Genomic DNA, 24,754 nt, shown 5'->3' on the forward strand with positions numbered 1-24,754 from the left:
TGTATACATCTTTTTTCTTTGAATATATTTTTAGTAAAGGATGGTGGCATGGTATGCAAAAAGTGATTCAATATTTCTGCTTTACATTATTTATCATCTTATTATTATTTGTCGGAGTAAAAATTCAATTTTATTTAGATACAGACGCGCAAGTGAATTTTAACGTTTACCCAAGATTATTCTACTTTACACTCTTCCCTCTTTTGGTCGGCATTTTATTACGATTCCTTCAATCCATTAATCGCGAAACGAGTAAACAAAACTGGAGCTTTCAGCCGGATAAATTTATTGCTATTACAATACCTACAATATTAATTTCCTTTTCCCCAGCCCTACTCTTTTCACCACTTGGCGAATACCTACCGTATTTAGTTAATATTATTCTTGTAAATACAACTTTCGTTACCATTATTAGTTTAATAGCTGGTTACTCACTCTTAGATTGCTTTATACAAAGGGACAAGACAATTAGTAAGGAATACAACTAAGTGATATCCCACTTTCACTTTATTATGCAAGTCAAGGGTAGTTCTCTCCTGACTTGTTTTTTGTTTCTGTAGGAAAGAATAATAATACAGTTATCGAATAATATTCGGAGGAATTTCAGTAGGCTTATTACATTTAGCAAAAGAACCAAATAATCAATTTTAAGTGTAGTTGGTTATGGTGGTTTATTTATTAGTGCAATACTCCTTGTGAGAGTTGCTATACATGCGGTGAGAAAGTTCAAGTAAACAAAAAAGGAGAACCTGATAATAAAGGCTCTCCTTTTTTGTTATCTCACCTTTTCATTTACATACTCCATAATCTGCTCCGCTTTAATAAATCTTTCTTTGTATGCCTCAGGTACTTCTTCTACTTTCATTCCACCCGTTGATTTTGTTTTTACTTGTACTATTTCATATGTCATTAAAGCTTCCACATAGCGATCAAACTCTTCTGGTGTTAATACTTCTTCACTAGATTTATGACCGTTTAATTTATCAAAGTATGGTTGAAGTCCCATACTTATCTTTTTCATTTCTTCCCTTTTCTTCGGTGATAACTGATCATAATCAATATTACCGTTTGAATCTCCATACTCAAGCTTTGCATTTGTTAATTTCTTTAGTTCTTTTGTAAACTTTTCATATTCCTTTGCACCTATTTCATCTTTCGCCTGTGATAACTTTGCACTAAAACGCATATATCCTTCTAATGTCATAGCTCCAGCATGCTTCTTTAAATTCTCAAAAGATCCGTATATACCATCTGCCATAATAGATTGATAAGCAAAACCCGTTGTCGGAATTAAAAATGCTGCTGCAAGCACTCCTGCTATAAGGCGTTTCTTCCTTTTACTCCCCCCGCGCTTCATCTTAATTTGAACGATTACTTTTTCTTTTAACTCCGGCGGGGCTACAATTCCCTTCGCTTCTTCTTGTATAGATTCTCTAACTCTACAATCTAAACTCATTTCACATTCCCTACCTCTCCTAAAAAGATATCTTCTACTTGCTCTTTCTGGCGTAGTTTCTTTAAAGCCGCATGAATTCTAGATTTCACGGTACCGATTGGAATATGTAATATATGTGCTACTTCTTCTTGTGAGTAATCGTGTAAATATCTTAAAATAATAACTTGTTTCAATTTATACGGTAATTTATGTATGAGCTCGATTAGTTTTTGATTTGATATTTTACTTACAATATCGTTAGAAAAATCAATTTGTACTGGTTTTCTTTGCTCTTCTGCTTTTTTTACAATCCGTAGCCGCATCCACCTCTTTCTTCTATAAGAATGAATTTGTTTAATCGCAAGTCCAATTAGCCAAGGACGAAATGGCTTCTCGCTATCATATTTACGAAGCGATTCATATAGCTGTATGTATATTTCTTGAACGACGTCATCTACATCCGTTTTGTCTTCTATTAAAAAATGTGCTGTCTTATATACTTCTTGAATCGTTTTATCATACAATTCGCCATACGCTTCTTTATTACCTGATAGAGTTAATTGAATTAAATCTGCATAATCTATTTCATCCTTCATGTAACACCCCTCCTTTGTCTTATACTATATATTGGCAAGTAAATGATATTTCGTTCGATTTTTTTCAAAGGTTTTTATATAAAGTGAAACTTTAATCAGTGGGGGATTGTCCATCCCCCACTGATTATTAGCCCACACCAATCTGGCTTTTAGGCGGGAGTCTTACTACACGTTAATGCGGGATAAATTAATATAATAATGCAATGCCTTCATAAGTTTCACTTATAACCGTGCATAACAATTATATAATTTTCCAATTCCTAATGAAGATTTAAAATGATTTATATAGCAAAATTTAGGGGGATATATGATGAAAGCTATCGTTGTAACTTCGTTCGGTGGTCCTGAAGTGATGAAATATACAGATGTGGGCATTCCGACTATTTCAGAAAATCAAGTATTAATTCGCATTGTTGCTACTAGTGTTAATTTCGCCGATATTAAATCACGCTATGGCAAAAAAGGAAACAAAGCATTACCTTTTATTCCAGGGATAGATGCAGCTGGTATTGTAGAACGTGTAGGTTCTAATGTAAAAAACATTCACCCTGGACAGCGTGTAATTGCTTTCCCTCAAAATGGCTCTTACGCTGAATACGTTGTCGCAAACGAAAATCTCACTTTCGTTTTACCTGATGAAGTCGATTTCCAAACTGCTGCGGCTTGTCCGATCGTATCTTTTACAAGCTATAATTTACTCGCAAATGTGGCCAGACTGCAAAAAGATGAAGCAGTTCTAATCCATGCAGCTGCTGGTGGAATTGGTACTACAGCAATTCAACTTGCAAAACTATTAGGAGCTGGAAAGGTTATCGGTACTGTCGGAAGTGAAGCGAAAAGAAAAATTTCTTTAGACGCTGGCGCTGATTATGTTATATGCAATCAAAATGAGGATTTCGTAGAGAAAGTTAATGATCTTACAAACGGAGAAGGTGTTAATGTTATTTTAGATTCTATTTCTGGTACTGTGTCAGAGAGAAGTTTAGATTGCCTTGCTTATTATGGTCGTCTTGTCCATTTCGGTAATGCTAGTGGAGAAGTTGGTAATTTTCGAACGAAAGATTTACATGCAAGTTGTCGTTCTATACTCGGTTTTAGCTTTGGCACTACACGGAAAAAACATCCCGAATCTCTCAAAGAAACTGCAAATCAAGTTTTCCGTTATTTACGTGATGGAAGTTTACTAATTAAAGCTACGAAATCTTTTCCTCTTCAAGATGCAGGGAAAGCACATGAATGGGTCGAAAGTAGACAAAGTACAGGGAAAGTAATACTAAACGTTCAGACAGCTCCCTAAAATGAATACATGAAATCGAGGTGTCATTCATGGGATCACGAATTATGCATGTTATTATCGCTAACGGTATTGCCGAGAAACTATCTATTCAAGATAAAACTTCTTTCTTACTCGGAGGTGTAGCTCCTGATGCTGTTCATTCAAAAGACGAAAAAGGAACTTCACATTTTTACGCTGGTACAACGAAGAACTATACGAGAAGAATAGATTACGAATCATTTATTCATAAATACGAAAAGCATATGGACTCCCCTTTTCTTTTAGGCTATTATACCCACCTCATTTCCGATGATAATTGGCTAAATGGATTTTTTCTACCTTGGCTCAAAAACAGAATTGAGAACGACGAAGCCATCGCACCTATGTACTATAACGATTTTAAATTATTGAACGCAAAGTTGTTGCATCATTATGATAAAGAACAACAGCTCTTCTCCCTTCTTAATCAAGAGGCTCACATTGTGAATATCGAGGAAGTGTCAGAAGAGAACGTTTTAGCTTTTCGGCAATATATTTTTGAGGATATGCTATATCCTGAGCAACACTTGCACGAAAACTTACAAGTGTTTACATTTGATCAAATCGTTGGTTATATTGAGACTGCAATTGAAAAAGGAGTATTTTATATCGAGCAACTCTCTAGTAGAAAATTCACTTCAAATATTTAATCCCCCTCATTACATACGAGGGGGATTTTCACATAACAATACCATTATTTTTTCTTTTCCATTACTGCAAAGTAATTCCCTTCACTATCCGCAAAGTTAAACACTTTACCAGAAGGCATGGTTACCATTTCTCCAACTGTAACATTTTTATTTGTTAGATCTTTATATAGTTGATCAAGGTTTTCTGAGAAGAACATTAAAGACGGTGTACCAAGATTCAATTCCGGACTCATTTTAGAAATAACTTCTTTATTATGTAGTATGATACTCGTTTCAGCATCATTGGTTGGAGCGATTTCAATCCATCTCATTCCTTGCTTGTTATCTTCCTCTGCAATTACATGAAACCCTACTTTTTCAGTCCAAAAATTTACTGCCTCATCTTGATTATTTACATATAACATAATTTGTCCAACTTTATGAATCATTTGTTATCCCCCTAATGGTTTTTATATTCTATGTAGCTTTCTACAGTTACTATTATTAATCCTTTTTCATTCATATGTACTTCTTCACAAAATTTATCGACTTACTCATCCCATCAAGCTGGTCAATATAATTATTTCTTTCAATTATGTTATACCCGTCGAATCCGATTTTATTTAATGCCTTGAAGAATGTATCAAAATCCACTTCACCATTTCCTGCCGCGACTTCTATATACTCACTTAAACCATTTCTTTTTACTTCTTTACAATCTTTAATGTGCGTTTGTACTATATACTCTTTTAACAGAAATAAACTCTCTATCGGATTTTCATTTACTTCACTTATTATATTTGCTGGGTCAAAGTTAACAGCTAGTCCATTTGAGCTTATATTTTCTAAAAATCTTTTTAACACTATTGCTTTTTCAGATCCCGTCTCAATGGCAAAGACTCCCCCTAATCTTAATGATAAATTCCCTATCTCATAACAAGTCCTTTGCATCTTATCATATCGCTCGCTCTTTTCATCATCTGGAATTTTTCCAATGTGAGCCGTTATTATATTTTCTCCTAATTCTAATCCCCTATCAGCAACACGTTTCAACGGCTCTATTACACTTTCAACTTCCGCCCCTACAATTCCACTTTCTCCAAAACTAATTGCTAATGACGGAACTTTAATTCCATTAAAAAATAAGCTTTTCTTTAAATTAGCCCATTCTACCTTTGAAATATTAGCTAAGTTAAAATCCCTATTCATAGCATATAGTTGAATATAGCCTAACCCCCATTCTCTCGCCTTTTTTATTCCTTCATTTACTTCAATATGTTTTGTATTTAAAAACATTCCTAATTTCCTGTTCATAAATGTACCTTCTTTTTATTATTTCGTATCATGTTAATATTCGACTCTTTTTATGTTACTTCCTTGTACAAACTAAACTAGAAATGCTACACCTTTATCAATATTCCCTGTAGAATCGTTAATATTTTTAAAGTTACGATAGATGAAATTTTAATAATCGTTAATAAAATTTCATCTATTATTCCACAACAAAAAAGACGTAACTATACATAGTTACGTCTTTCCAATCATTTATCTAGGCTTTTTCTTACCAGTAAAAGCTGGTTTCTTTTTCTTTGGTGCTTTCGGTTTCGTTTCTACAAATGATCCTTTGAACATTTCTTGTTTCGTAAATACGATACCTAATTTTTTCGCAAATTGCAGTAATTTACGCTCTTCTTGTGCTGTTACAAGAGAAACAACCGTTCCTTCTTTACCCATACGTCCTGTACGTCCTGAACGGTGAATGTATTGGTCTACTGTATCTGGTAACTCTAAGTGAATTACATGTGTTAAATCGTCGATATCTAATCCACGTGCAGCGATATCAGTAGCAAGTAATATTTCTAATTTCCCGCTGCGGAACGCACGCATCGTTGCCTCACGCTCTTGTTTGCTCGCCTCTGCATGAAGAGCTGCTGCTTTCATTTTACGGAATTTCAGTTTCTCAGTAATTTCATCTAAACGGAATGGATCGTTTAAGAAGGCTACTGCTTTTACATTTCCCATATGCATAATTCTTCTAATATAATCATTTTTTTCACGACGTTCACAAACGATATACGTATGTTCAACTAGGCTCTGTGTCTCTGAACGTGTTACACGTACTAATTGTGGTTCGACTGTCAAATCACGTGCCGCATCTTCTGCCGCTTTTGTCATTGTCGCCGAGAAGAATACTAATTGACGATCGCGCATCGTTGATTTAATTACATCCTGCACAGCGCCCATCATTTTTTGTTTTACAATTTGATCAAATTCATCAAATACAATCGTTTTCACTTCATGCATCTTTAACTTTTTCATACGAATTAATTCTAAAATACGGCCTGGTGAACCGACAATAACTCTCGGATGTTTCTTTAATTTTTCCACTTGGCGCTTAATGTCTGCACCACCAATTAAAGATGCACCTGAAATATCAGTTCCCGCTGTAAACTTTTGAACTTCTTCATGAATTTGCATAACAAGTTCACGAGTTGGCGCTAAAATTACAACTTGGGGTTGTTTAACTTCAGGATTAATTTTATGTAAAAGGGGTAATAAGTACGCTAATGTTTTTCCTGTTCCAGTTGGAGATTCAGCTATAACGTCTTGTCCTTCTAAAATAGTTGGAATTGCTTGTTTTTGAATTTCAGTTAACTCTTTAAAACCAGCCTTCTCCCAAGCTTGTTGTAAAAATGGTTGCATATCTTTTATCATTTGTTTTTCTCCTTTATCTCTATTTTTGAAGAAAATGTTGTATTGTTCGCACCGTTTCTATCATGTGTGAAATAACAGCTATTAAATCATCAACATGGTCTTCTGTAATCGCTTTTTGAAATAGAACCTCTACCTTATTATGATATGAAATCGCTTGCTTATTATATTCGTATGAAATTTTCTGCGTAATCATTCGCTCTTTTCCCCATATAGAATGTAATAAATTTTCAATTTCTTTACATCCTATCTCAGGGTGCTCCATTTCGAACGAGAATCCCAGCTTCATTTCACAACCTGGTATAAACTGAGGTACTTCTAATATTTCACCCGATAAGTTCTTTGCATCTACAGATAGTGAAAATGTCGCTTCTACCATCGTTTTAAATGTTTCAGTTAGTTGAAATGAAATACTATGCATACGACTTAGTGAAGCAAGGTCCATCACATCTTTTCGATCTGTTACGAGAATATCACCGTGTAAATCGAAATCATAGACAGCTCCTTCCACGATTACCTTTAAATTTTCAAAAGCAGTTGGATCAAACATAATTTCCTCCAAAAAACAGGCGCCTTTCTATGGAAAGGCGCCACTTGATGTATATATAGTTTACAGATAAACGAGATGAATTACAACCTTTTAGAATAAACCTACTGCTTTTCCATCTTCGTTTACATCCATTTGAAGCGCAGCTGGCTGTTTAGGAAGTCCTGGCATTGTTAACATTGTTCCTGTTAACGCAACGATGAACCCTGCACCGATAGATGGTTTCAATTCACGAATTGTAACGATAAAATCAGATGGGCGACCTAATTTTGTTGCATCATCAGAAAGAGAGTATTGTGTTTTCGCCATACATATCGGTAGGTTACTCCAACCTTCTCCTTCAAATTGAGCTAATTGCTTGCGCGCTTTCGGAGCAAATTCAATATCTTTTGCGCCGTACACTTTTTGAGCAATTGTACGAATTTTTTCTTCTAGTGGTAATTCTAATTCATAAAGTGGTGCGTAGTTATTCTCACCTTTTTCAATTTCTTTTAACACTTTCTCAGCAAGGTCAACTCCGCCTTGGCCACCCTTCTCCCAAACTTCAGTTAAGGATACTGCATAGCCACGCTCATTGCACCACTCTTGTAAGTATGCAACTTCTGCATCTGTATCTGTAATGAACTTGTTAATTGCAATTACGAATGGAACACCGAAGCTTTGAATTGTTTCAACATGTTTCTGTAAGTTTTCCATTCCTTTTGCTAACGCATCTACATTTTCTTCTTTTAATTGATCTTTCGCCACACCACCGTGCATTTTAAGCGCACGAATAGTCGCAACAATGACTACCGCTTCTGGCTTAATACCAGCTGCACGTGCTTTAATGTCTAAAAACTTCTCAGCACCTAAATCAGCACCAAATCCAGCTTCTGTAATAACATAATCACCCAATTTTGCTGCCATTGTCGTAGCGATAACACTGTTACAACCGTGAGCGATATTCGCAAATGGTCCGCCATGAATGATAGCTGGTGTATTTTCTAATGTTTGTACTAAGTTCGGTTTTAATGCGTCTTTTAGTAGAAGTGTTAACGCACCTTCTACGCCTAAATCTTTAACTGTTACAGGTTGATTTGCAAAATTATAAGCGACCACGATGCGAGATAGACGTGCTTTTAAATCTTGAATATCTGTTGCAAGGCAGAATACAGCCATGATTTCAGATGCTACTGTAATATCAAAACCATCTTCACGTGGTACACCTTGAACCGGTCCACCAAGGCCAATTACTACGTTACGAAGGGCACGGTCATTTAAGTCTACACAACGTTTCCAAACAATCTTACGCGTATCAATTCCAAGTACGTTTCCTTGTTGGATGTGATTATCAATAAACGCCGCTAATGCATTGTTGGCAGTTGTAATCGCATGGATATCACCAGTAAAGTGAAGGTTTATATCTTCCATTGGTACTACTTGTGAAAAACCACCACCTGCTGCTCCACCCTTTAATCCCATTGTTGGTCCAAGAGATGGTTCGCGAAGCGCAATTACTGTTTTCTTACCAATTTTATTAAAAGCTTGACCTAAACCAACTGTTACTGTTGATTTACCTTCTCCTGCTGGAGTTGGGTTAATCGCTGTTACTAAAACAACTTTACCGTCTTTCTCATCTTGTAAGCGCTTAAAAATTTCAAGAGATAACTTACCTTTATAATGTCCGTATGGCTCTAATTCTTCTTCTAAAATATTCAACTCAGCTGCAATTTCTTGAATTTTCTTCATACTTGCTTCTTGTGCGATTTCAATATCAGATTTAACTGTTGTAGTAGTTGTCATATACCCTAGTCCCCCTTTAATTGGTTCTGATGATATTGTATCAGTTTTTTGTATTTTCTGCACTTATTTACCTCCTAAAATCCTTCGATTTTGTTATATGTTTTTTAACATAAATACCCATAAGAATGTTAAAGCTTGTTGTAACTCTATAGGTAGTTGGCCTAGCATTTTCTCATTTACTCCACGCTTATATACGCCGGTACCATCTACAACTTCAAATCCTTGTTCTTTTGCTAACCGTTCGAATTCCCAAGGCATCATCGTATTACAAACAACATCTTTTCCATATAATCGAGGGTAACTGTTCTCTCTCGGCTTTGCTGTTGGTCCTAAAATTGCAATACATGCATATCCATCTTTCTTTAAAACACGCTTTATTTCATTTAATGCTTGTAATGGTTCCTCGGTCCATTCTAAAGAATTAATTGCCATAATTGATTCAAATTGCTCATTTTCAAAAGGTAATGAAGAAAGATCTCCTTTAATAAAGGATAAATTTGAGCTCTCTCCACGTTCCTTACCCTTTTGAATCATAACTTCTGATAAATCCACCCCAACTGCTTTATACCCAGAAAGACTTAGTTTATATGTACCATACCCATCACCACAGCCAACATCTAACACTTGTACTTCTTTTTCCACGTACTGCTCAAAAAAAGGAATAATTGTACTCCTACTCCCGCTATCCCACATTTCTTGACTATTTTGATTCCAAAACTCTGCATTGTTATCCCATTTTTTCTCTGCCGATTCATGCCAATTAAACTTCGTCATACATTCCCCTACCTTCAGTTATTATCACTCCTTTCATTCTACATCATTTTCCAAAATTCCTGTTTTATCTTCATACGAAGGTGAACAGGATAACACCGGAATCTATTATCTCCAATTTTTGCTTTACTTGGGTTTAACTCATACTCATGTTCTGTTCTTTATGAAAGATACTATAGATACACCCAATTGAAAGAGAGGGATGTACATGCGAAGAAAGAGAAATCATCATTTTAAAAGTGGTGAAAAACATTTTAAAATTGGTGAAAAAAAAGAAGAGTATGCAGCTGAAATATCTCCAGCTGGTATTCCGATTAGACATGAGCGTAAAGAAATTGCAAATGAAATAGAAGGCACAAATACCGGAGCAATGATAGGCTATGTCGCATTATTTCTTTCGTTATTCTCAATTGCTTTTTACCCGGTTACACTTGGCTCCCTTGCTATTTTAGTTGGTTTATTAGCTGTCAACTTTGGAGCGAGAACACTTGGGTATACAGCAATTGGTTTTGGGAGCTTTTCTGTTTTATTCACTTTACTCTATCCGCTTGCTATATCAGCGCTATAAAAAAACACACCAAGTTATACTACTTGGTGTGTTCATTCATGATACAACATGATATGACCGCATCCGCAACAATGCTTCGCTGTAATTTCTTGAAAAACTGGATAATTTTCTTCATCCCTATGCTCAATAAACACCTTTTCAAATCGGTACATATTTGGCGCGTATGCCCAATCTTGTTTCGTACGTGCATATAATGTTGAAGAAAAAAACTCCTCACCACCGCAAACGATACATTCCTTCTTCATCAATACCCCTCCTATGCCTGTCTTACTTCATCTATATGAACACAAGCATAAAAAAAAGACCTTCTATTACTAGAAAGTCTTCTCTGAAACAAAAAGAAATGTACCGAATAAACCTATCCCGCTGTATTCTTTCGTTAAACCAGCTTCTGTTTTATACGTTTGCTTTACAGTCATAAAGAATACACCGTTTCGTGCATTAATACTTTCAAACTGTAATTTCTCTTTCTTTCCATCTACATTTTGCGTGCATTCAAAGCTACTCTCGTCACATTTCAATGTATACTTATCCTCTAAATACAATTTGAAATCTGCTTCTTTCGGACAAGTTATAAGTAATATCGCCACGAGAATAATACTTACAATACCCACAATTGTATAATATTTCTTCATTTGTTCTCCTTTCAAAAGACAAGAAAACTTGACTTCATGCGCCAAGTTTTCTTAGTCTACAACCCATTGCCACTCTTGTTCTTTCTTATCAAAAATGAGCCAACCCGTTTCTGTTGCTTCTGCTTTCAATTCATCGATATTATCTAGTACCTCATCCGTACTTTCAAATGAGCCCACTACATATACCGGAATTTCAAGACCTCTTCTCGACTCAATTTTCCCCTCTAAATCAATGTATAACCCATCTTCCATTAACGGAACAAGCCCAAGGATAACTTCCTTAGAAATTGCTGGGAAAATCTTTGATTTTTGGAAGAAAGTAAAACGTTTCTTTCCAAACGAACCGAGTTTATATGGAATCACTTTACTTAGCATTCCTACAAAATCACCGATTCTACGGTAATACACTTTGTTGTACCAACTGTCATCATGTGAAAAATAAACAAATCTATTTTTCAACAATGGGAAGAACGTTCTTCCAAGTGGTTCTTTTTTGTGAGCCAGATAAAGCAGTTCTGCTATTTCTTTTGGCTCTAATTCATCTAAATCGCTTGCATCATCAAAATCTACCCAACAAAATTCATCAAATTCATCAATCTCTGCTTGAATGAGTTTATGTATGTTTTCTTCCTCGACATATTCAAATAAAGTATGATAATGAAAATCTGTCCACTCAAAATTATGCTTTAAAAGCAATGCTTGGTGAAGCGGTGAAGGGATGTTACTTGCAAACTCTTTAAACGTAATTCCAGATGTAATAAAACAATGACCCCGACGATTACCATTAATATATATCATATTTTTTACTTGGTCAGATCCTCCAGACAAAGCACCTAGCCACCTTCGTTTTGTATGTTTCAATTCTATAGCATATTTTAACATGAAAAATTTTAGAAACATAGAAAAAACTTCAAAAACTATTTACAATTTCATGTGTTTTATTACATACTGATTACAAGAAAAAACGCCTGCTCATAAGCAGGCGTTTTTAAAGGATATCATCTGGGCTTTGAGGGTGATGATTTCCCTCTTTCTTTTCATCTTTTTGGAACATCGATTGAATTTTATCAATTGTTTGTGGAGCTAATTCAATCATTTTTTCTGCTAAATGTGTCGCATTTTGTAAATGAAGAATATTTACCCCATCTTTATTCACCACTAGAAATGCTACCGGTGTAATTGAAACACCACCCGCGCTACCGCCACCAAATGCAGGGTTACCGTTCGCTCTTTGCCCGTCATTCGTCTGGAAATCAGAACCTCCTGCTCCAAAACCGAACGCTACTTTAGAAACCGTTAACACTACACCACCGTCAGCCGTTTGAACAGGCTCTCCAACAATCGTATTAACATCGACCATTTCTTTTAAATTTTCCATTGCTGCTTTCATTAAACCTTGAATTGGATGATCCACCGTTCATAACCTCCTTTGTCATATCTTTCCTAGTTTTTCCGAAAGTTTGTGAACTAAACATAAAATTTTATATTGATTTCAAAAACTAAAAGTTATAATATTTAGAAAAATAAAAAAGAGGTCGATTCGTTATGATACGAAAATTAACAAAGAAAGATCATGAACAAGTATTTTCTTTTCTAAAAGAAGAAGCAGCTCTTAACTTATTTATCATTGGGGATATTGAAGCTTTCGGTTATGATACAGATTTTCAAGAATTATGGGGAACATTCGAAGAGAACGGAACATTAAAATCGATTTTACTCCGCTTCCATGATGCGTTTATACGGTATAGTAAAGAAGATTTTGTGGTTGCTGACTATGAGGCACTTCTTTCCGCATATAAGCCGCTTAAACTCTATGGCAAGTCAAGTATTGTAAAAAGTATGGCCTACTTCTTTTTAGGTACATCACTCCACAGGAAGAACCAACTCCCTATAGCTACAACTAACAAGGCCACTGTTCCAGCAAACCACTTGTTCATTACTATCTCCATGATATCCATTAGTTTCCTACCTCTCCAGTGCTTGCTTTATAAGTTGTTCTCTTATAGCTACCTACATGAGACAGCCTAAATCGTATATTCGTTCCAGTTAATTTATTTTCAACATATAGAGTTTTGTATTTCTTATTAAAGTTAGCTACAAAGTTCATTGCATCAGCACCTATGAGAACGACTCTATCGTCACCTATATAGAACTCAATAGCTGCCTGATCTAGGTTGTCGTGCCAGTTAACCCACTTCTTAAACCATCCGAACATTATAATTCCTCCTCTTAGTTCTCATAAATAGTTATTCTATTTTTCCCCAAAGTTTTCCTATCAATACCCCTGAGTTAGCCTATTTTAGTCTCCTACTTTTTGTCGAATACTACCTCACAAGTTTTGTCTGAATAGTCTTAACTTTGATAGCTTGTAACCTTTATGATTTACCTAAACATACACTTATAAGAGTGGTCTATATAGGTTAACTACTTGGTACCTATCGCATCTGCCTCTACTTCTGCTGAAAACTCATTATCCGCTATGGTTGTTGGCGTATGTACACATCCAAATCATCGCGGGAATAGATATGCTTCGCTCATATTACAAAAAATGATTCAAGACTTTACGAATGAAGGCAGAACACTTTGCTTATTTTATAACAATCCAGCAGCTGGACGAATTTATAAACGATTAGGATTTAAAGATATTGGGATGCGGACGATGTATCGATAATAATGCATAATACATGCAGAAGAGGCTGCCTATTATAAGTAGCCTCTTCTGCAACTAATATCTATTCACATGTACTCCGCTTGCCATTACTATATAATACTGCGAAATTCCTCGTTAACACCTGTTAGTTTCTATAACATAAAAGAAACCATTTAAATCTTTTATCTTTACAACTGAACCAATTAGGAACGCTTCATCATTATTCTCTGTTCTTATTTGGATATATTTTTTGACTTGCTACTGAAAGTTTCTAACAAAAAGGAAATTCCAATACCAATCATACCAATACTGAAAAATAGTTTCTGCCATAAATTAAAAGGGAAAAACCATCCTGCAATAACAAGTACCATTGTGCCGATAATAATCATAAATCTGCCCTGTTTAAGCATATCTTCGCTCCTTTTTTCTTTTTTAGATAAAACTATAACTATGGGTATAACGTTAAAAGAGGCAACCAGTAGGCTACCTCCCAAGTAAAACTATTAGTAATACATGTTACATATTTTCAGCTGTTATTCCATACAATCTATCTCTATTTTGCCCTCTTCTTTTTTCGATTTTTAAATATAATCTCTAACGCTACTACGGTGATGAATCCAACAGTTAGTTGTATGCCTGTGAACAGCAACTTATCATTTAGTGGAATATCAGGTGCACTCCACAGCAGCACTGGAGGAACAAGTATACCAATGATTACAATGGTTCTCATTATCTTTCCCATGTTGTTTCCCCTATCGTATTTTTAAAATCTATATGTATTTTTCAACTAATCTACATTTCTACTAATTTCTCACGTAGAACTAATTCACTCTCAGTCATATACCCTCTATGTATTTCCTCTACAATCTTATCGTGATTAAAACACAATACTTTTTCATCACCTAGATAGCCCACTGGATAAGGAACACCTACGTAATCAAAATCACGTTTATCTGCTGATACAATCATTCTTCCAATTATCATAATGACTGGTTCTACACCTTCTAGTTTCACTACTGTTCCGATTGGTAAAAGTTTCATTTATTTATTCCTCCTCTTATGTTATACATTATTTGTTTTTAAATTTACTATACATCCGTTCGTAAAGTTTATTAGTACCAAGTGCACATGCTCCTAAAATAAGAACACCTATAATAAAGCCAATCTTTTTAGGCAATTCATAAGGAGACGTAATAGCAACTACAAGAAATATAGCAATTGCAACATATGTAATATATTTTCCAGCCTTAAATGGTTGCATATTAATATGCTCCTCTCTTAATCCTCAAATTTAATGGTATCACCTAGTCCATTATCATCTCTAACGTATAATCCCGTTCCTTATCCTAATTATTATTGGATTATCCCTATCCTTTTTCAAACTTTATTATTGTTTAAATTTGTTATGTATTCGTCCTACCACTTTATTCGCCCCCAATGAAATAGCTCCTAAAATTAAAATAAAAATAATAAGAGCAATCTTTTTAGGTAGACTATATGGCAATAACATAGAAAATATAAGAAGTATCGCGACTGCAACGTATGTAATATATTTTCCCATTTTAATTGGATCCATTTCAACTTACCTCCTTTGTTTTTTCGACTTTAATAAATCCTCTAAGTCCAAATGCTTCTCCAAAGTAACCGTCTGTCTCAGCATCTAATTGCACTCTAGAGCTAGATGAACCTAGTCCAACTTCTCCTTTTGCTATCAGATCATGGCCTCCTATAACTAGAGTGAAATCTAATATATGAAAAGATTTCATTCAACTTCTTACTTATTAACCGGAACTTCTATTGCAAGTTTGGCTGTCTACATAATCAAAATTACATTTATCTGCCGATTCAACCATTCTACCAATAATTATAAAGATTGTTTTATTACTCCTTATCCGTCTTCTCTAACCTTACAAATCTACACCTTTAAGTTTTACTACTGTTACCACTGGTAAAAGTTTCATATTTATTCCCTTTTATCTTTTGCTTTGCTAATAAAATTCAGCAAATAGGTAAATCCAATAGCTAATCCACCAAAAATAAGTATATAAAAGAAAGTGATAATACGATCTCCTAATGACTGCGGAAAAAATAATGAAAGTAAAGCAATAATAGGTACCATTATTAAATATATAGTTCTCATTTGCTTGAAAGGTCGCATTTATTTACTCCTTTTTCTATTGAATTTCTCCATAAGATTTACAACAACAGAGTTCCATACTAGAGAAACCCCAGTAAATATAAGAACAGCTAGCGAAATAACAATTTTATCTTTCCACGTTTCTCCATTTATCATAGCTAGTGTAATTAATAGTGCTGCTGAAGTACATATTACTATTTGCGTTAATTTACGCATCTTAATCCCATCCTCACTCTTCCTTCGTCAATTTAAACGAAAATCCTCCACCATAACCATTAGGTGTTGCTGCCGATATTCCTGATTCTTCACCTGCACGGATTCTATAACCATATCCACCTAGTATATCTCCGCAAGTATCACCTGCTGAGCTTTCCGTCTATCCGTTATAGTTTTTGGCGTATGTACACACCCGAATTATCGCGGCTACGGATATGCTTCGCTCATATTACAGAAAATGATTCAAGACTTTACGAATTAAGGCCGAACGCTTTTCTTATTTTATAATAATCCAGCTGCTGGACGAATTTATAAACGATTAGGATTTAAAGATATTGGGATGTGGACGATGTATAGATAGTAAAAAGCCGATTTTAAATCAGCTTTTAAACATATTGTTCTATTCCAGCTTCAAAGGCTTTTTTATCATTATTTAGTACACCAAATAATGCTTCTTGAAGAGCGAATGTACTTTTGTAAAAATACATTCGTTTCTTTACTGCTTCTAAATTAGGATAATAAGACGAAAAGAGTTGTAAAAAATCCTCTCCATAACTAGCTACTATCCCCGCTAAGTCATAAGCAGGATCTCCAATGCTTGCACCGCCAAAATCTATAACTCCTGAAATATCCTGCTTTGTTGCACTATATAAAATGTTTGTCATACCAAAATCCCCATGAACAAGACTAGGGGTAAAGTTAAAATGACTACCTTCATTTAAGTATGATTCAAATGATAATGAAACTCCTTTCTTTGCCTCTTCTCTCATATATGGATATACATATTCTTTTAATTTGGTAAATAAGTTTCTTATTTCCGAATACATATCTGCACTTTCATATTGCATTACTCCTTCAAATGTAGATAAAGGAATACCGTGCAACTCTTTTAAAAACCCCGCTAATGTACATGCAAGTTTCTGTAATTGTTTTTCATCATTCATTTCTCTAAAAATTTCTTTCCAAAATGGTTCCCCTTCAATCATTTTATATCCCGCAAATACTTTCCCTGGCATTTCATCTTGAAATGTTTGATAACTTGGATCGGGAATTTGGAGCGTAATGAATGGTCGTATCCTCTCTAGCAACTTTGTTTCTACTCGAAGTTTCTGAATACCTTTCTCATATTTCGGAAAACGAACTACTATATTATCATTTACAATTAAAACATCATTATTTTGGCCTATTTCATTTACATAAGCCGATTTTATTTGTAATTCAGGATACACACTTTGTAAATACAAAACATACTCATTTCCTTTTCTCATTCTTTCTCTTCTCCCATTCAAGCTATTGTTCTCACTTCAAAGTCATAATTACCTGTCTTTCAACAAACCCAAACTCTTCGTACATCTCTTTCGCAAAATTCCCAGCAAATACATTCAAACGAATTTCTGAATACTTATCCTTCAATTCCTTAATACCAGCTTCCATCAGTTCTCGCGATAATCCTCTCCCGCGATATTCCGGGAAAATGTACAGCTCATATATAAATCCAAGTTTTTCACGAGAAAAATAGTCTGTATTTTCCCCTATTAATATCCACCCCATTACTTTATTTTCTTCTTTAATGACTAAATAATATGCTCCTTTTTCTATTATTGGCTTTGTAATTTCAATCGCTTTGTCTGTACTTAACTGACAATTTCCTCTTGTCCCTTCAAAAAGTGATTGAGCTGCATACTGTAATATTTCGTTCGTTTCTTCTCGATTCGCCTTTTCTATCATTTTTCACAACTCCCCTCATTAATAGGCATTAATATCGCTTGTTCAAAATTCTCCGCCTCTATAACAATTGCCATCAACCCATTTTTCGTACTCGTCTCATGAAATTCGCCCTTTTCCCAATACACAGCTTGTCCCGCCTCTACCTTCACTTTTTCTTTATCTACCCCACATACATATCCTTCGCCGTCCACAATAAGAAGCAGTTGAGATACAACTGCTTCATGATATCCGATAATTCCATTCGCTTGTAAGTGCATAGCACCGATATGTACATTCCCTTGATGGTTTAATATTTTCGACATTATGAAATTTGATTGAAATACTGATATGTGCTTTCCCACTTTTTCACTAAAGTCAAATATTTTCACTTCTAGTCCTCCTTATATGTATAAAACCATCCTTACTGTCTGCATCATATGTCCTTCAAAATCTTCTTCAAATTGCTCTAGAGCCGCAAAACCTTTCGCTTCATAAAAGCGTTTTCCTTTTTCATTTGCTGCTTCTACATGTATGTACAGTTTCCGGATCCCTTTTAATGTCTTAATCCCTCTTTGTAATAAAGCACTTCCTATCCCTTTCCCTTGCTGATCTGGTAACAAATAAATCGCACCTAATTCTGCTTCGTTTTGCAGTCTAACAGGTGAAAAATTCGCAAATCCTATTACTTCTCCCTCTTCTTCTGCAACGAATAAATGTGTATTTTTAAGACGATACTTCATTTTCTCATCAGAATACGCTTCATTTAAAAAGTTGTCTTGAATCGCTCTCGGAATAATTCCTTCATATGTATCATGCCAAGCTATTTTCGCTACTGATTGTACAGCATGAATATCTTCTTGCTTCATTTCTCTAATTACATATGTCATCTCGCTGTCTCCATTCTCTTTAAATTATATTCTGCTAATATACTAGAAGAAACGGCAGAACCATTTTCATAACTTACTTTAATTAATTTTAACTTCTCAATCGAAGTTGTTGTAAGATCAAATTTTTCATATATATACTCCATTACACTTATAAACTGATTTGAATTTAACCTATTTGCAATCGTGCAATGTGGAACCCATTTTCCTGGTACGTAATATGAATTTAGATTATCATGAAAAGTTTTGAAATAATTATGATAGGAATGATGAAGTCTTAACAATTCATCGGTAATGGTCGGCGCTAGAAAGATCGTTCCGTTAGTAGGAAAAGTTCCAACAGAGGGAAAAGTTCCAACAGAGGGAAAAGTTACTGCAGCCATGTTCTCTTGAATAGCTACAAACTCTTTTAATTTTTCAATATATAAATTAACATCTAACTCATTATAATCTGCAATAGTAATATGGGGTTCTACTCCAGCTAGTTGATTTGTTCCAATTAAATTTGCTAATTCATTTTGCAGTTCTGTAATTTTATTAGTAAACACACTATCAAATGTAGCAATAATTGCGTACATGCTTCCTCACCCCTTAGTTACACATAACAATTCCCATTCTTCACGAATCATTCCCATTCGAATAGAATCATAGTATGTTCCGTTATAATATCGGCATTTTCGCATTCTACCTTCTAAGCTCATTCCTATTTTCTCCGCTACTTTCATCATTCGTTCATTGCCAGACCAAGTCGTAAGCCCCACCCTACCAATCTCCATATTTTCAAATAGTAAGTCCCTATATAATGTTAATGCTTCTGTACCGTAACCACCATTCCAGTATGTTGGATTATAAATAACAATTCCCATCTCCAACCAACGCGTCGGTTTATGCTCCCAATAAAATCCGACTGTCCCTATAATTTGACCGTTATTTTCTATAATTAAATTTGATAGAGGTTCTTCCTTTAAACGAGTTTGCATCTTCTCTTTATAAGACGGGTATTCTTGCATTGAAAACGGAAAATACGGCGCATCCCATTTTTTCCATTCTGGATTTTCTTCTTTAAATATGAGGCTCCATAATGTTTTTATATCTGATTCTTCAATTGTACGAATTGTAACTTTGTTCCCCTTTAATATAACGTTTTGCATAATTCCCTCCTACATCCCTCTTTATTTCATATATAATTATAATATTTTTTCTGAAAAATCAAAACAAATATCATTTATTATATTGTATAATTTTGTTATAAGATACCAATTATTCATGTAGAAAGCAGGTGATGCAGTGAATAATCGATTTAGCATCGGCCTTTTTATTACTATTATTACGACAAATATTATTCTCTACTTCTTCTTACCATCAAGCATTGTAACGAAATGGGACTTCAATGGAACTCCCACATCAACAATGGATAAAAGCACTTTTGTTATCGTAAATATAATTATATGTTCTTTTTTATTCTTTCTATTTTTAGCATTATCTAAAGCAATGAGTAATCAAAAATTTTTACTATGGACCGGTAATACAATTTTACTATTCTTATTTTTTGTTGATATTGTAATTGCCCTCATTGCTCTTGGCTTCTCACTTCCTCTTGATCATCTAATATTTTTAGCTTTAGGTTTATTATTTATATTAATAGGCTATTTCAGTTCCAAAATTGATACAACTAAATCAACAGTTTCATTGGAATGGAATCATAAACATCTTGAAAAAAGAGCTTCCAATATTTGTAGTGTTTCTATGATGATAGCAGGTATTTTTTTAGCGATTCTTCCGTTTATAGTTCCTGCTCCGTATAGAGGTTACGGAATACTAGCAATTATTTTAGGAATGACACTTGTCATTATATCGAGTATGATTTATTTACTTATAAAAGACAGCAAGCAGTCTACTAATTAAAAAAGTTAATTGAAATACGAAATCGTAAAACGATGAATAAAAAATAGGAGGTTACATCCCTCCTATTTCAGTTAAATATTTTACTTTCACTCTTATTCATTTCAAGTATTATTCCTTTCTCTATCCAACCTTCTATCCCATCTTTCTTTATTAAGTCATAGCCCGCGCAGCTACCATCAATAAGTGAAACAATATCCCCTTTTCTAACACTTATTTGCGCACAAGAAATATCAGTTTTCACTGTATATTCACCTGACTCAAGTTGCTTAATGTATTCATTTTTCACAGTGAGTAACTTATTCGTTTTCTTTTGCCTGCATATTGTGTATTCTTGCATCTTCTCCACAGGCTCAATGTAATAATACGGATATGTAACCCCGCCCTGCATTGTTGAATCTGAATTAAAATCTGCAATTACTTCATACACTGGAAAATAGTCTACATATGTATAAGAAAACGTATCACCTGTAGTTGCCCTCTGAATGATAAATGCATTTAATTGCCCCGCCTCTTTAATCGCATTTCCGCCGTCAATTGCAATAATTTTTTTCTCCTTATCAATAACTGGATTGTTAGACGGTGCTTCTTCAGAATAGTTTACAACAGGCCAATGACCAACTACTACATACTTATTTGCTCTATGTGATTGATTAAAAAATTCGGGCATTGCTATCGCATTTTTGCGCTCCGTTTCTTTCCAATCTACTCTATCTTCAAGTCCAGCATGCACAAAAATATAATCTTCTGTTTCAATCGCTGTTGGCAACTCTGTTAGCCAATTTATTTCTTTTGAAAATTGACTCATTAACACTTCCTTCACTTCTCCAATAGAAGTATCTTCATGAATAGAAAAATGCAATTTCTCTAACCATTCATTAAAAATCGAATGCTTTCTCGTACATAAATAATTAATGAGACCAGGATTTTCATTAATAAGAGCATCAACTAAAACTTCACAATTCCCTTCAACAACATGCACATTTGAATTGCTCTTTACGAGATTCATGACATAGTTTACTACGCCGTTGCTATCTCTTCCTTTCTCACAAAGATCTCCATTAATAATTAAATAATCTTTATCTTTAAAGTTAACTTTATGTAGTAATTCATTTAAAAGAGGTAATTCTCCATGAATATCAGATATTACGATTACTCTAACATCATTAGGGATTGATAGTTTCTTTATTTTTTCCAAGTATAAGCGCTCCTAACTTTTCTTTATAATTTATAGAAACAATTCAACAAAACAAATTATAAACCTTTCTAAATGAAATAGGTTCTATATATTATGTCATATAGAACCTATCCTTCTTTATAATTTTTTATGAAAAGAAAAACTCACCTTATCATACCCTTCTCTTTCATAAAAACGGTGGGCATCCAATCTAGGAAACGCTGATGTAAGAGCGATAGACTCACACCCATTTTCCATTCCCCAGTCCTCTATATAAGAAAGTAAAACATTCCCATACCCTTTTGATCGATGCGCTTCTGCTGTGACAAGTTCATATACGAAAACGTGCTTCTTATTATAAAAATTCGTACAAATCGCTACACCAGCGAGACTAACAACCTCATCCTCTTCGTTACGTAACGAAAGTAATTTATAATTTTCTTCTTTCATTTTTTGAAATAAAGAACTTGCTTCTTCTTTTGAAAGTTTCGTTCGTAATTGCTGTAAAACGGGTAATACATCGTGTAACTCAGCTTCCGTTACTATTTCACTAATATTCATTATGACTCTCCCCTAACTATTTATAAAATTTTCTAAATGTTATATCATCATTATAGGAAGCAACTGCCCCTTGCTTAAGTGACAGTTAGATTCTTTTTTATAAGGCCAGTATGTAAAGGAGAATTCATAAAATGGATTTTAACATCCCATTACAATTAAAAAGCAAAACACCAATTTACTTACAAATTTACAAATATATAAAACGAGAAATCTCTCAAGGAACGCTCCCTACCGGCAAACGACTTCCCTCTCATAGAAATTTAGCATTACAACTTAATGTTAGCCGTATTACTGTTGAATCTGCTTATCAACAATTAATTGCTGAAGGATATGTAGAAAGTAAACCGAAACGAGGTATTTTTGTTGCCGAAGTTGATATTAATATCATGTCAAAAAGTGAACAAATTGAGGCATACAAAACTAACAATAATATAGAAGAACTATATGCCTTTGATTGTAGCCAAGGACTTATTGATCAAAAAGCTTTTCCAATTACAAATTGGAAAAGAGCATTACACGAAACCTTATTCCAGTACGAAGATAAATTATTTTCTAAAGAAGATCCTCAAGGCGAGTTTGTTCTTCGAGAACATATTTCAAAATATTTATATCATGCCCGTGGGGTACATTCTTCACCTGATCAAATTATAATTGGAGCCGGTACGCAACCTCTTCTTTGGTTACTACTTCAACTGCTTGGTTCAAAAAAAGAATATGGAATCGAAAATCCTGGATTTCACCGTATAACTGCCATGATTCAAAGTTCTGGTCTTCCTGTTCACCCTATTTCATTAGACGATAAAGGGATTCGTATTTCAGCTTTACGTGAATCACGTTCTAATGTAGCATACGTCACTCCATCACACCAATTTCCTCTTGGAATGATTATGCCATTATCTAGAAGGCTCGAATTATTAAGATGGGCCAATGATTGCGAAGGATATATTATTGAAGATGATTATGACGGGGAATTTCGTTATGTAGGAAAACCTATTCCCTCTTTACAAGGACTAGATTCAAATGAACGCGTTATTTATATGGGAACTTTCTCGAAATCCTTTTTACCTTCTTTGCGAATGGGGTATATCGTTTTACCACCTCATCTATTAAAAGTCTATAAAGAGCTTGAAGGTAAGTTTAAACAAACTGTTTCCACAATACAGCAACTCGCTTTTGCAACCTTTATTCACAATGGTGATTGGGAGCGTCATTTAAACCGTAGTCGTACGTTATATAAAAGAAAGCATACATTACTAGTTAAATCTATTAAAAATGAACTGGGATCTCGTGTTCAAATACTTGGCGAACAATCCGGCCTACATATCGTACTTCATGTTCATAATGGTATGAACGAACAAGAACTTATTCATGCTGCTGCAAAGCAACGAATCAAATTGTACCCACTCTCTACATATGATTCTGTACATAATTTAAGAGAGGCGTCATATGTACTACTCGGTTTCGGCAGCATTCCCGAAGATAGTATCGAAACTGTAGTCAAATTACTCAAAGAATCCTGGTTCCCTAATTAAAAATAACTCCACATAAGTTATACTTATGTGGAGTTATTTTACACACTATTTTTCTGATACGTCTCCTGATCTGGCTTTCCTTCCTGGACGCTTTACACCAGTTGTTTCTGTTGAATAAGAAGCTTCAATTATAGCACTTGGATCTACAGAGAGAACGAGATCTTTCATTTTTGGATAAATGAAACGGTTTGTAATACAATAAATGATTCTCTGATGCTCACCTAAAAAACCACCTTCTCCATGTAGATACGTAACAGACAGTTGCAATTCTTTCATAAGCAGTTCGCCAATTTCTTTATTTTTATTCGAAATAATCATGACGCTCTTCCCTTGATTAATACCGTCTAATATGAAATCTATCATTTTCGTAACAATATAGAAAATTGCTAATGAGAACATCGCTTGCTCAATTGAAAATAAAATAGCAACAAATACAAAAATAACTGCATTTACAGCAAGTAAAAATGTACTAATTGGTACTTTAAAATGCTTATTCATCCAAACAGCTAACATTTCTGATCCGTCAATTGCTCCGCCCATTTTTACAACGATCCCAACACCAACTCCAAATAGAACTCCTCCGTAAAGTACAATTAATAATTCCGAAGTTGTAATTGCTGGAAATGGTTTTAAATAAATCAATCCGAGTGTTGTAACAACATTTGCATAAGACGTACGGATAAAGAACTTCTTTCCCATTACTTTTGCAGTAAATAATAAAATAGGAATATTAAGTCCTAAAAACACTCCGTAAAGCGGTAATCCTGCAACCTTATTTGCCATAATAGCAATCGCAGTTACCCCTCCGTCCACTAGTCCATTAGGCGCTAAAATAAGTTCTAGTGAACCAGCTACAATAATAGATCCAAGTGTTAATAATATGTATTCGAATACTTTTTTCATTCATTACCCCCAAAACATATATATTTTCTTAGTATTATTTTAACGTAATTTTTCTGTAAATACAAAGAAATCGGCTTATATACACATATTTTTCA

Annotated in this window: 36 protein-coding genes and 3 pseudogenes; 9 read left to right on the forward strand and 30 right to left on the reverse strand. The window is 34.4% G+C overall.

Features of this window, described 5'->3' with window-relative positions; genetic code table 11:
- Positions 1-53: 53 nt before the first annotated feature.
- Positions 54-488 carry a hypothetical protein gene (locus U860_RS0119810; protein ID WP_025149868.1) on the forward strand — a complete coding sequence of 145 codons (435 nt, stop codon included), beginning with the start codon at positions 54-56 and terminating at the stop codon, positions 486-488.
- Positions 489-775: 287 nt separating this feature from the next.
- On the opposite strand, the gene U860_RS0119815 is transcribed toward U860_RS0119810, so the two are convergent.
- The gene (locus tag U860_RS0119815) at positions 776-1,456 is read right to left on the reverse strand and encodes a DUF3600 domain-containing protein (RefSeq protein ID WP_025149869.1); all 681 of its coding nucleotides are present in this window, start codon (positions 1,454-1,456) and stop codon (positions 776-778) included.
- Positions 1,453-2,031 carry a sigma-70 family RNA polymerase sigma factor gene (locus U860_RS0119820; protein WP_025149870.1) on the reverse strand — a complete coding sequence of 193 codons (579 nt, stop codon included), beginning with the start codon at positions 2,029-2,031 and terminating at the stop codon, positions 1,453-1,455. Before U860_RS0119820 ends, U860_RS0119815 begins: the two co-directional genes overlap by 4 nt.
- 310 nt (positions 2,032-2,341) lie before the next feature.
- On the opposite strand from U860_RS0119820, the gene U860_RS0119825 reads away from it, so the two are divergent.
- Positions 2,342-3,328 (forward strand): quinone oxidoreductase, encoded by a 987-nt coding sequence (locus U860_RS0119825; protein ID WP_025149871.1) that lies wholly within the window; start codon positions 2,342-2,344, stop codon positions 3,326-3,328.
- A gap of 29 nt (positions 3,329-3,357) precedes the next feature.
- The gene (locus tag U860_RS0119830) at positions 3,358-3,996 is read left to right on the forward strand and encodes a zinc dependent phospholipase C family protein (protein ID WP_025149872.1); all 639 of its coding nucleotides are present in this window, start codon (positions 3,358-3,360) and stop codon (positions 3,994-3,996) included.
- Positions 3,997-4,040: 44 nt separating this feature from the next.
- Here U860_RS0119830 and U860_RS0119835 read toward each other — a convergent pair whose 3' ends face one another.
- The 6 genes from U860_RS0119835 to U860_RS0119860 all read right to left on the reverse strand — a co-directional run bounded on the left by U860_RS0119835 (position 4,041) and on the right by U860_RS0119860 (position 9,790).
- A complete protein-coding gene (locus U860_RS0119835) occupies positions 4,041-4,424 on the reverse strand; it encodes a VOC family protein (RefSeq protein ID WP_025149873.1) in 384 nt (127 codons plus the stop codon).
- 70 nt (positions 4,425-4,494) lie between these two features.
- Entirely contained in the window at positions 4,495-5,289 is a 795-nt protein-coding gene (locus U860_RS0119840) for a sugar phosphate isomerase/epimerase family protein (RefSeq protein ID WP_025149874.1), read from the reverse strand.
- A gap of 231 nt (positions 5,290-5,520) precedes the next feature.
- Positions 5,521-6,690 (reverse strand): DEAD/DEAH box helicase, encoded by a 1,170-nt coding sequence (locus U860_RS0119845; RefSeq protein ID WP_025149875.1) that lies wholly within the window; start codon positions 6,688-6,690, stop codon positions 5,521-5,523.
- A 19-nt stretch (positions 6,691-6,709) separates the two neighbouring features.
- Positions 6,710-7,237, reverse strand: coding sequence for a hypothetical protein (locus tag U860_RS0119850; protein WP_025149876.1), 528 nt, complete (start codon positions 7,235-7,237; stop codon positions 6,710-6,712).
- Between the two features lie 90 nt (positions 7,238-7,327).
- Positions 7,328-9,016 carry a formate--tetrahydrofolate ligase gene (locus tag U860_RS0119855; protein WP_025149877.1) on the reverse strand — a complete coding sequence of 563 codons (1,689 nt, stop codon included), beginning with the start codon at positions 9,014-9,016 and terminating at the stop codon, positions 7,328-7,330.
- A gap of 93 nt (positions 9,017-9,109) precedes the next feature.
- Positions 9,110-9,790, reverse strand: coding sequence for a class I SAM-dependent methyltransferase (locus U860_RS0119860; RefSeq protein ID WP_025149878.1), 681 nt, complete (start codon positions 9,788-9,790; stop codon positions 9,110-9,112).
- Positions 9,791-9,995: 205 nt separating this feature from the next.
- On the opposite strand from U860_RS0119860, the gene U860_RS0119865 reads away from it, so the two are divergent.
- Positions 9,996-10,355 (forward strand): hypothetical protein, encoded by a 360-nt coding sequence (locus U860_RS0119865; RefSeq protein WP_025149879.1) that lies wholly within the window; start codon positions 9,996-9,998, stop codon positions 10,353-10,355.
- Positions 10,356-10,387: 32 nt separating this feature from the next.
- Here U860_RS0119865 and U860_RS0119870 read toward each other — a convergent pair whose 3' ends face one another.
- From U860_RS0119870 to ytfJ, 4 genes are all read right to left on the reverse strand, one after another.
- Entirely contained in the window at positions 10,388-10,600 is a 213-nt protein-coding gene (locus U860_RS0119870; protein WP_000711202.1) for a hypothetical protein, read from the reverse strand.
- A 69-nt stretch (positions 10,601-10,669) separates the two neighbouring features.
- On the reverse strand, positions 10,670-10,990 hold the full coding sequence (locus U860_RS0119875) for a hypothetical protein (protein WP_025149880.1): 321 nt from the start codon (positions 10,988-10,990) through the stop codon (positions 10,670-10,672).
- A gap of 51 nt (positions 10,991-11,041) precedes the next feature.
- Positions 11,042-11,818 (reverse strand): hypothetical protein, encoded by a 777-nt coding sequence (locus U860_RS0119880; RefSeq protein ID WP_025149881.1) that lies wholly within the window; start codon positions 11,816-11,818, stop codon positions 11,042-11,044.
- A gap of 160 nt (positions 11,819-11,978) precedes the next feature.
- Positions 11,979-12,404: a GerW family sporulation protein gene (gene ytfJ, locus U860_RS0119885; RefSeq protein ID WP_002171594.1), complete on the reverse strand. Its 426-nt coding sequence runs from the start codon at positions 12,402-12,404 to the stop codon at positions 11,979-11,981.
- A gap of 131 nt (positions 12,405-12,535) precedes the next feature.
- Between ytfJ and U860_RS36560 the strand changes: the two are divergent.
- Positions 12,536-12,826, forward strand: a pseudogene (locus U860_RS36560) (GCN5 family acetyltransferase); the annotation flags it as partial.
- 121 nt (positions 12,827-12,947) lie between these two features.
- On the opposite strand, the gene U860_RS0119895 reads toward U860_RS36560, so the two are convergent.
- Positions 12,948-13,205, reverse strand: a complete 258-nt coding sequence (locus U860_RS0119895; protein ID WP_025149882.1) for a hypothetical protein — start codon at positions 13,203-13,205, stop codon at positions 12,948-12,950.
- A 222-nt stretch (positions 13,206-13,427) separates the two neighbouring features.
- Here U860_RS0119895 and U860_RS0119900 point away from each other — a divergent pair.
- Positions 13,428-13,661: pseudogene (locus tag U860_RS0119900) on the forward strand (GNAT family N-acetyltransferase); the annotation flags it as partial.
- A gap of 212 nt (positions 13,662-13,873) precedes the next feature.
- Here U860_RS0119900 and U860_RS35990 read toward each other — a convergent pair.
- From U860_RS35990 to U860_RS0119940, 8 genes are all read right to left on the reverse strand, one after another.
- Positions 13,874-14,050: a hypothetical protein gene (locus U860_RS35990; RefSeq protein WP_205206347.1), complete on the reverse strand. Its 177-nt coding sequence runs from the start codon at positions 14,048-14,050 to the stop codon at positions 13,874-13,876.
- Positions 14,051-14,193: 143 nt separating this feature from the next.
- Positions 14,194-14,382, reverse strand: coding sequence for a hypothetical protein (locus tag U860_RS0119910; RefSeq protein WP_025149884.1), 189 nt, complete (start codon positions 14,380-14,382; stop codon positions 14,194-14,196).
- 50 nt (positions 14,383-14,432) lie between these two features.
- Positions 14,433-14,681 carry a DUF4176 domain-containing protein gene (locus tag U860_RS0119915; RefSeq protein ID WP_025149885.1) on the reverse strand — a complete coding sequence of 83 codons (249 nt, stop codon included), beginning with the start codon at positions 14,679-14,681 and terminating at the stop codon, positions 14,433-14,435.
- Positions 14,682-14,709: 28 nt separating this feature from the next.
- Positions 14,710-14,901: a hypothetical protein gene (locus U860_RS0119920; protein ID WP_025149886.1), complete on the reverse strand. Its 192-nt coding sequence runs from the start codon at positions 14,899-14,901 to the stop codon at positions 14,710-14,712.
- 126 nt (positions 14,902-15,027) lie between these two features.
- Positions 15,028-15,216, reverse strand: a complete 189-nt coding sequence (locus tag U860_RS0119925) for a hypothetical protein (RefSeq protein WP_025149887.1) — start codon at positions 15,214-15,216, stop codon at positions 15,028-15,030.
- Between the two features lies 1 nt (position 15,217).
- Positions 15,218-15,406: a hypothetical protein gene (locus U860_RS35995; protein WP_025149888.1), complete on the reverse strand. Its 189-nt coding sequence runs from the start codon at positions 15,404-15,406 to the stop codon at positions 15,218-15,220.
- A gap of 197 nt (positions 15,407-15,603) precedes the next feature.
- Positions 15,604-15,798 carry a hypothetical protein gene (locus U860_RS0119935; RefSeq protein WP_025149889.1) on the reverse strand — a complete coding sequence of 65 codons (195 nt, stop codon included), beginning with the start codon at positions 15,796-15,798 and terminating at the stop codon, positions 15,604-15,606.
- Entirely contained in the window at positions 15,799-15,993 is a 195-nt protein-coding gene (locus U860_RS0119940) for a hypothetical protein (protein WP_025149890.1), read from the reverse strand. It lies immediately after the preceding gene.
- A 160-nt stretch (positions 15,994-16,153) separates the two neighbouring features.
- On the opposite strand from U860_RS0119940, the pseudogene U860_RS33815 reads away from it, so the two are divergent.
- Positions 16,154-16,354, forward strand: a pseudogene (locus U860_RS33815) (GNAT family N-acetyltransferase); the annotation flags it as partial.
- A gap of 25 nt (positions 16,355-16,379) precedes the next feature.
- On the opposite strand, the gene U860_RS0119945 reads toward U860_RS33815, so the two are convergent.
- Genes U860_RS0119945 through U860_RS0119970 form a run of 6 tightly spaced genes read right to left on the reverse strand, consistent with a single transcriptional unit; the run spans position 16,380 to position 19,735 of the window.
- Positions 16,380-17,261 (reverse strand): phosphotransferase, encoded by an 882-nt coding sequence (locus tag U860_RS0119945; RefSeq protein WP_025149891.1) that lies wholly within the window; start codon positions 17,259-17,261, stop codon positions 16,380-16,382.
- A 31-nt stretch (positions 17,262-17,292) separates the two neighbouring features.
- On the reverse strand, positions 17,293-17,721 hold the full coding sequence (locus tag U860_RS0119950) for a GNAT family N-acetyltransferase (RefSeq protein WP_025149892.1): 429 nt from the start codon (positions 17,719-17,721) through the stop codon (positions 17,293-17,295).
- Positions 17,718-18,089, reverse strand: coding sequence for a cupin domain-containing protein (locus U860_RS0119955; protein ID WP_025149893.1), 372 nt, complete (start codon positions 18,087-18,089; stop codon positions 17,718-17,720). The genes U860_RS0119950 and U860_RS0119955 overlap by 4 nt, the downstream gene beginning before the upstream one ends.
- A gap of 12 nt (positions 18,090-18,101) precedes the next feature.
- The gene (locus tag U860_RS0119960) at positions 18,102-18,587 is read right to left on the reverse strand and encodes a GNAT family N-acetyltransferase (RefSeq protein WP_025149894.1); all 486 of its coding nucleotides are present in this window, start codon (positions 18,585-18,587) and stop codon (positions 18,102-18,104) included.
- A complete protein-coding gene (locus U860_RS0119965; RefSeq protein WP_025149895.1) occupies positions 18,584-19,162 on the reverse strand; it encodes a 2'-5' RNA ligase family protein in 579 nt (192 codons plus the stop codon). Before U860_RS0119965 ends, U860_RS0119960 begins: the two co-directional genes overlap by 4 nt.
- 6 nt (positions 19,163-19,168) lie before the next feature.
- Complete coding sequence (locus tag U860_RS0119970) at positions 19,169-19,735, reverse strand: GNAT family protein (RefSeq protein ID WP_025149896.1); 567 nt, start codon at positions 19,733-19,735, stop codon at positions 19,169-19,171.
- Positions 19,736-19,871: 136 nt separating this feature from the next.
- Here U860_RS0119970 and U860_RS0119975 point away from each other — a divergent pair, with 136 nt between their 5' ends.
- The gene (locus tag U860_RS0119975; protein ID WP_025149897.1) at positions 19,872-20,489 is read left to right on the forward strand and encodes a DUF1648 domain-containing protein; all 618 of its coding nucleotides are present in this window, start codon (positions 19,872-19,874) and stop codon (positions 20,487-20,489) included.
- Positions 20,490-20,556: 67 nt separating this feature from the next.
- Here the strand turns inward: U860_RS0119975 and U860_RS0119980 are convergent, their stop codons facing one another.
- Together U860_RS0119980 and U860_RS0119985 are read right to left on the reverse strand one after the other, a co-directional pair.
- A complete protein-coding gene (locus U860_RS0119980; protein WP_025149898.1) occupies positions 20,557-21,684 on the reverse strand; it encodes a metallophosphoesterase in 1,128 nt (375 codons plus the stop codon).
- Between the two features lie 117 nt (positions 21,685-21,801).
- Positions 21,802-22,224, reverse strand: a complete 423-nt coding sequence (locus U860_RS0119985; RefSeq protein ID WP_025149899.1) for a GNAT family N-acetyltransferase — start codon at positions 22,222-22,224, stop codon at positions 21,802-21,804.
- 131 nt (positions 22,225-22,355) lie between these two features.
- Between U860_RS0119985 and U860_RS0119990 the strand changes: the two genes are divergently transcribed.
- Entirely contained in the window at positions 22,356-23,756 is a 1,401-nt protein-coding gene (locus U860_RS0119990) for a PLP-dependent aminotransferase family protein (RefSeq protein ID WP_025149900.1), read from the forward strand.
- Between the two features lie 45 nt (positions 23,757-23,801).
- On the opposite strand, the gene U860_RS0119995 is transcribed toward U860_RS0119990, so the two are convergent.
- On the reverse strand, positions 23,802-24,659 hold the full coding sequence (locus U860_RS0119995) for a YitT family protein (RefSeq protein ID WP_025149901.1): 858 nt from the start codon (positions 24,657-24,659) through the stop codon (positions 23,802-23,804).
- Positions 24,660-24,754 lie beyond the last annotated feature (95 nt).

The sequence above is a fragment of the Bacillus sp. H1a genome (assembly GCF_000633475.1).
GTDB classification, from domain to species: domain Bacteria; phylum Bacillota; class Bacilli; order Bacillales; family Bacillaceae_G; genus Bacillus_A; species Bacillus_A paramycoides.

Bases quoted from the DNA above. Each gene is read 5' to 3' on its own strand.
- U860_RS0119810 (WP_025149868.1), top strand. From the start codon at position 54: ATGCAAAAAGTGATTCAATATTTCTGCTTTACATTATTTATCATCTTA.
- U860_RS0119815 (WP_025149869.1), bottom strand. From the start codon at position 1,456: ATGAGTTTAGATTGTAGAGTTAGAGAATCTATACAAGAAGAAGCGAAG.
- U860_RS0119820 (WP_025149870.1), bottom strand. From the start codon at position 2,031: ATGAAGGATGAAATAGATTATGCAGATTTAATTCAATTAACTCTATCA.
- U860_RS0119825 (WP_025149871.1), top strand. From the start codon at position 2,342: ATGAAAGCTATCGTTGTAACTTCGTTCGGTGGTCCTGAAGTGATGAAA.
- U860_RS0119830 (WP_025149872.1), top strand. From the start codon at position 3,358: ATGGGATCACGAATTATGCATGTTATTATCGCTAACGGTATTGCCGAG.
- U860_RS0119835 (WP_025149873.1), bottom strand. From the start codon at position 4,424: ATGATTCATAAAGTTGGACAAATTATGTTATATGTAAATAATCAAGAT.
- U860_RS0119840 (WP_025149874.1), bottom strand. From the start codon at position 5,289: ATGAACAGGAAATTAGGAATGTTTTTAAATACAAAACATATTGAAGTA.
- U860_RS0119845 (WP_025149875.1), bottom strand. From the start codon at position 6,690: ATGATAAAAGATATGCAACCATTTTTACAACAAGCTTGGGAGAAGGCT.
- U860_RS0119850 (WP_025149876.1), bottom strand. From the start codon at position 7,237: ATGTTTGATCCAACTGCTTTTGAAAATTTAAAGGTAATCGTGGAAGGA.
- U860_RS0119855 (WP_025149877.1), bottom strand. From the start codon at position 9,016: ATGACAACTACTACAACAGTTAAATCTGATATTGAAATCGCACAAGAA.
- U860_RS0119860 (WP_025149878.1), bottom strand. From the start codon at position 9,790: ATGACGAAGTTTAATTGGCATGAATCGGCAGAGAAAAAATGGGATAAC.
- U860_RS0119865 (WP_025149879.1), top strand. From the start codon at position 9,996: ATGCGAAGAAAGAGAAATCATCATTTTAAAAGTGGTGAAAAACATTTT.
- U860_RS0119870 (WP_000711202.1), bottom strand. From the start codon at position 10,600: ATGAAGAAGGAATGTATCGTTTGCGGTGGTGAGGAGTTTTTTTCTTCA.
- U860_RS0119875 (WP_025149880.1), bottom strand. From the start codon at position 10,990: ATGAAGAAATATTATACAATTGTGGGTATTGTAAGTATTATTCTCGTG.
- U860_RS0119895 (WP_025149882.1), bottom strand. From the start codon at position 13,205: ATGTTCGGATGGTTTAAGAAGTGGGTTAACTGGCACGACAACCTAGAT.
- U860_RS35990 (WP_205206347.1), bottom strand. From the start codon at position 14,050: ATGCTTAAACAGGGCAGATTTATGATTATTATCGGCACAATGGTACTT.
- U860_RS0119910 (WP_025149884.1), bottom strand. From the start codon at position 14,382: ATGGGAAAGATAATGAGAACCATTGTAATCATTGGTATACTTGTTCCT.
- U860_RS0119915 (WP_025149885.1), bottom strand. From the start codon at position 14,681: ATGAAACTTTTACCAATCGGAACAGTAGTGAAACTAGAAGGTGTAGAA.
- U860_RS0119920 (WP_025149886.1), bottom strand. From the start codon at position 14,901: ATGCAACCATTTAAGGCTGGAAAATATATTACATATGTTGCAATTGCT.
- U860_RS0119925 (WP_025149887.1), bottom strand. From the start codon at position 15,216: ATGGATCCAATTAAAATGGGAAAATATATTACATACGTTGCAGTCGCG.
- U860_RS35995 (WP_025149888.1), bottom strand. From the start codon at position 15,406: ATGAAATCTTTTCATATATTAGATTTCACTCTAGTTATAGGAGGCCAT.
- U860_RS0119935 (WP_025149889.1), bottom strand. From the start codon at position 15,798: ATGCGACCTTTCAAGCAAATGAGAACTATATATTTAATAATGGTACCT.
- U860_RS0119940 (WP_025149890.1), bottom strand. From the start codon at position 15,993: ATGCGTAAATTAACGCAAATAGTAATATGTACTTCAGCAGCACTATTA.
- U860_RS0119945 (WP_025149891.1), bottom strand. From the start codon at position 17,261: ATGAGAAAAGGAAATGAGTATGTTTTGTATTTACAAAGTGTGTATCCT.
- U860_RS0119950 (WP_025149892.1), bottom strand. From the start codon at position 17,721: ATGATAGAAAAGGCGAATCGAGAAGAAACGAACGAAATATTACAGTAT.
- U860_RS0119960 (WP_025149894.1), bottom strand. From the start codon at position 18,587: ATGACATATGTAATTAGAGAAATGAAGCAAGAAGATATTCATGCTGTA.
- U860_RS0119965 (WP_025149895.1), bottom strand. From the start codon at position 19,162: ATGTACGCAATTATTGCTACATTTGATAGTGTGTTTACTAATAAAATT.
- U860_RS0119970 (WP_025149896.1), bottom strand. From the start codon at position 19,735: ATGCAAAACGTTATATTAAAGGGGAACAAAGTTACAATTCGTACAATT.
- U860_RS0119985 (WP_025149899.1), bottom strand. From the start codon at position 22,224: ATGAATATTAGTGAAATAGTAACGGAAGCTGAGTTACACGATGTATTA.
- U860_RS0119990 (WP_025149900.1), top strand. From the start codon at position 22,356: ATGGATTTTAACATCCCATTACAATTAAAAAGCAAAACACCAATTTAC.
- U860_RS0119995 (WP_025149901.1), bottom strand. From the start codon at position 24,659: ATGAAAAAAGTATTCGAATACATATTATTAACACTTGGATCTATTATT.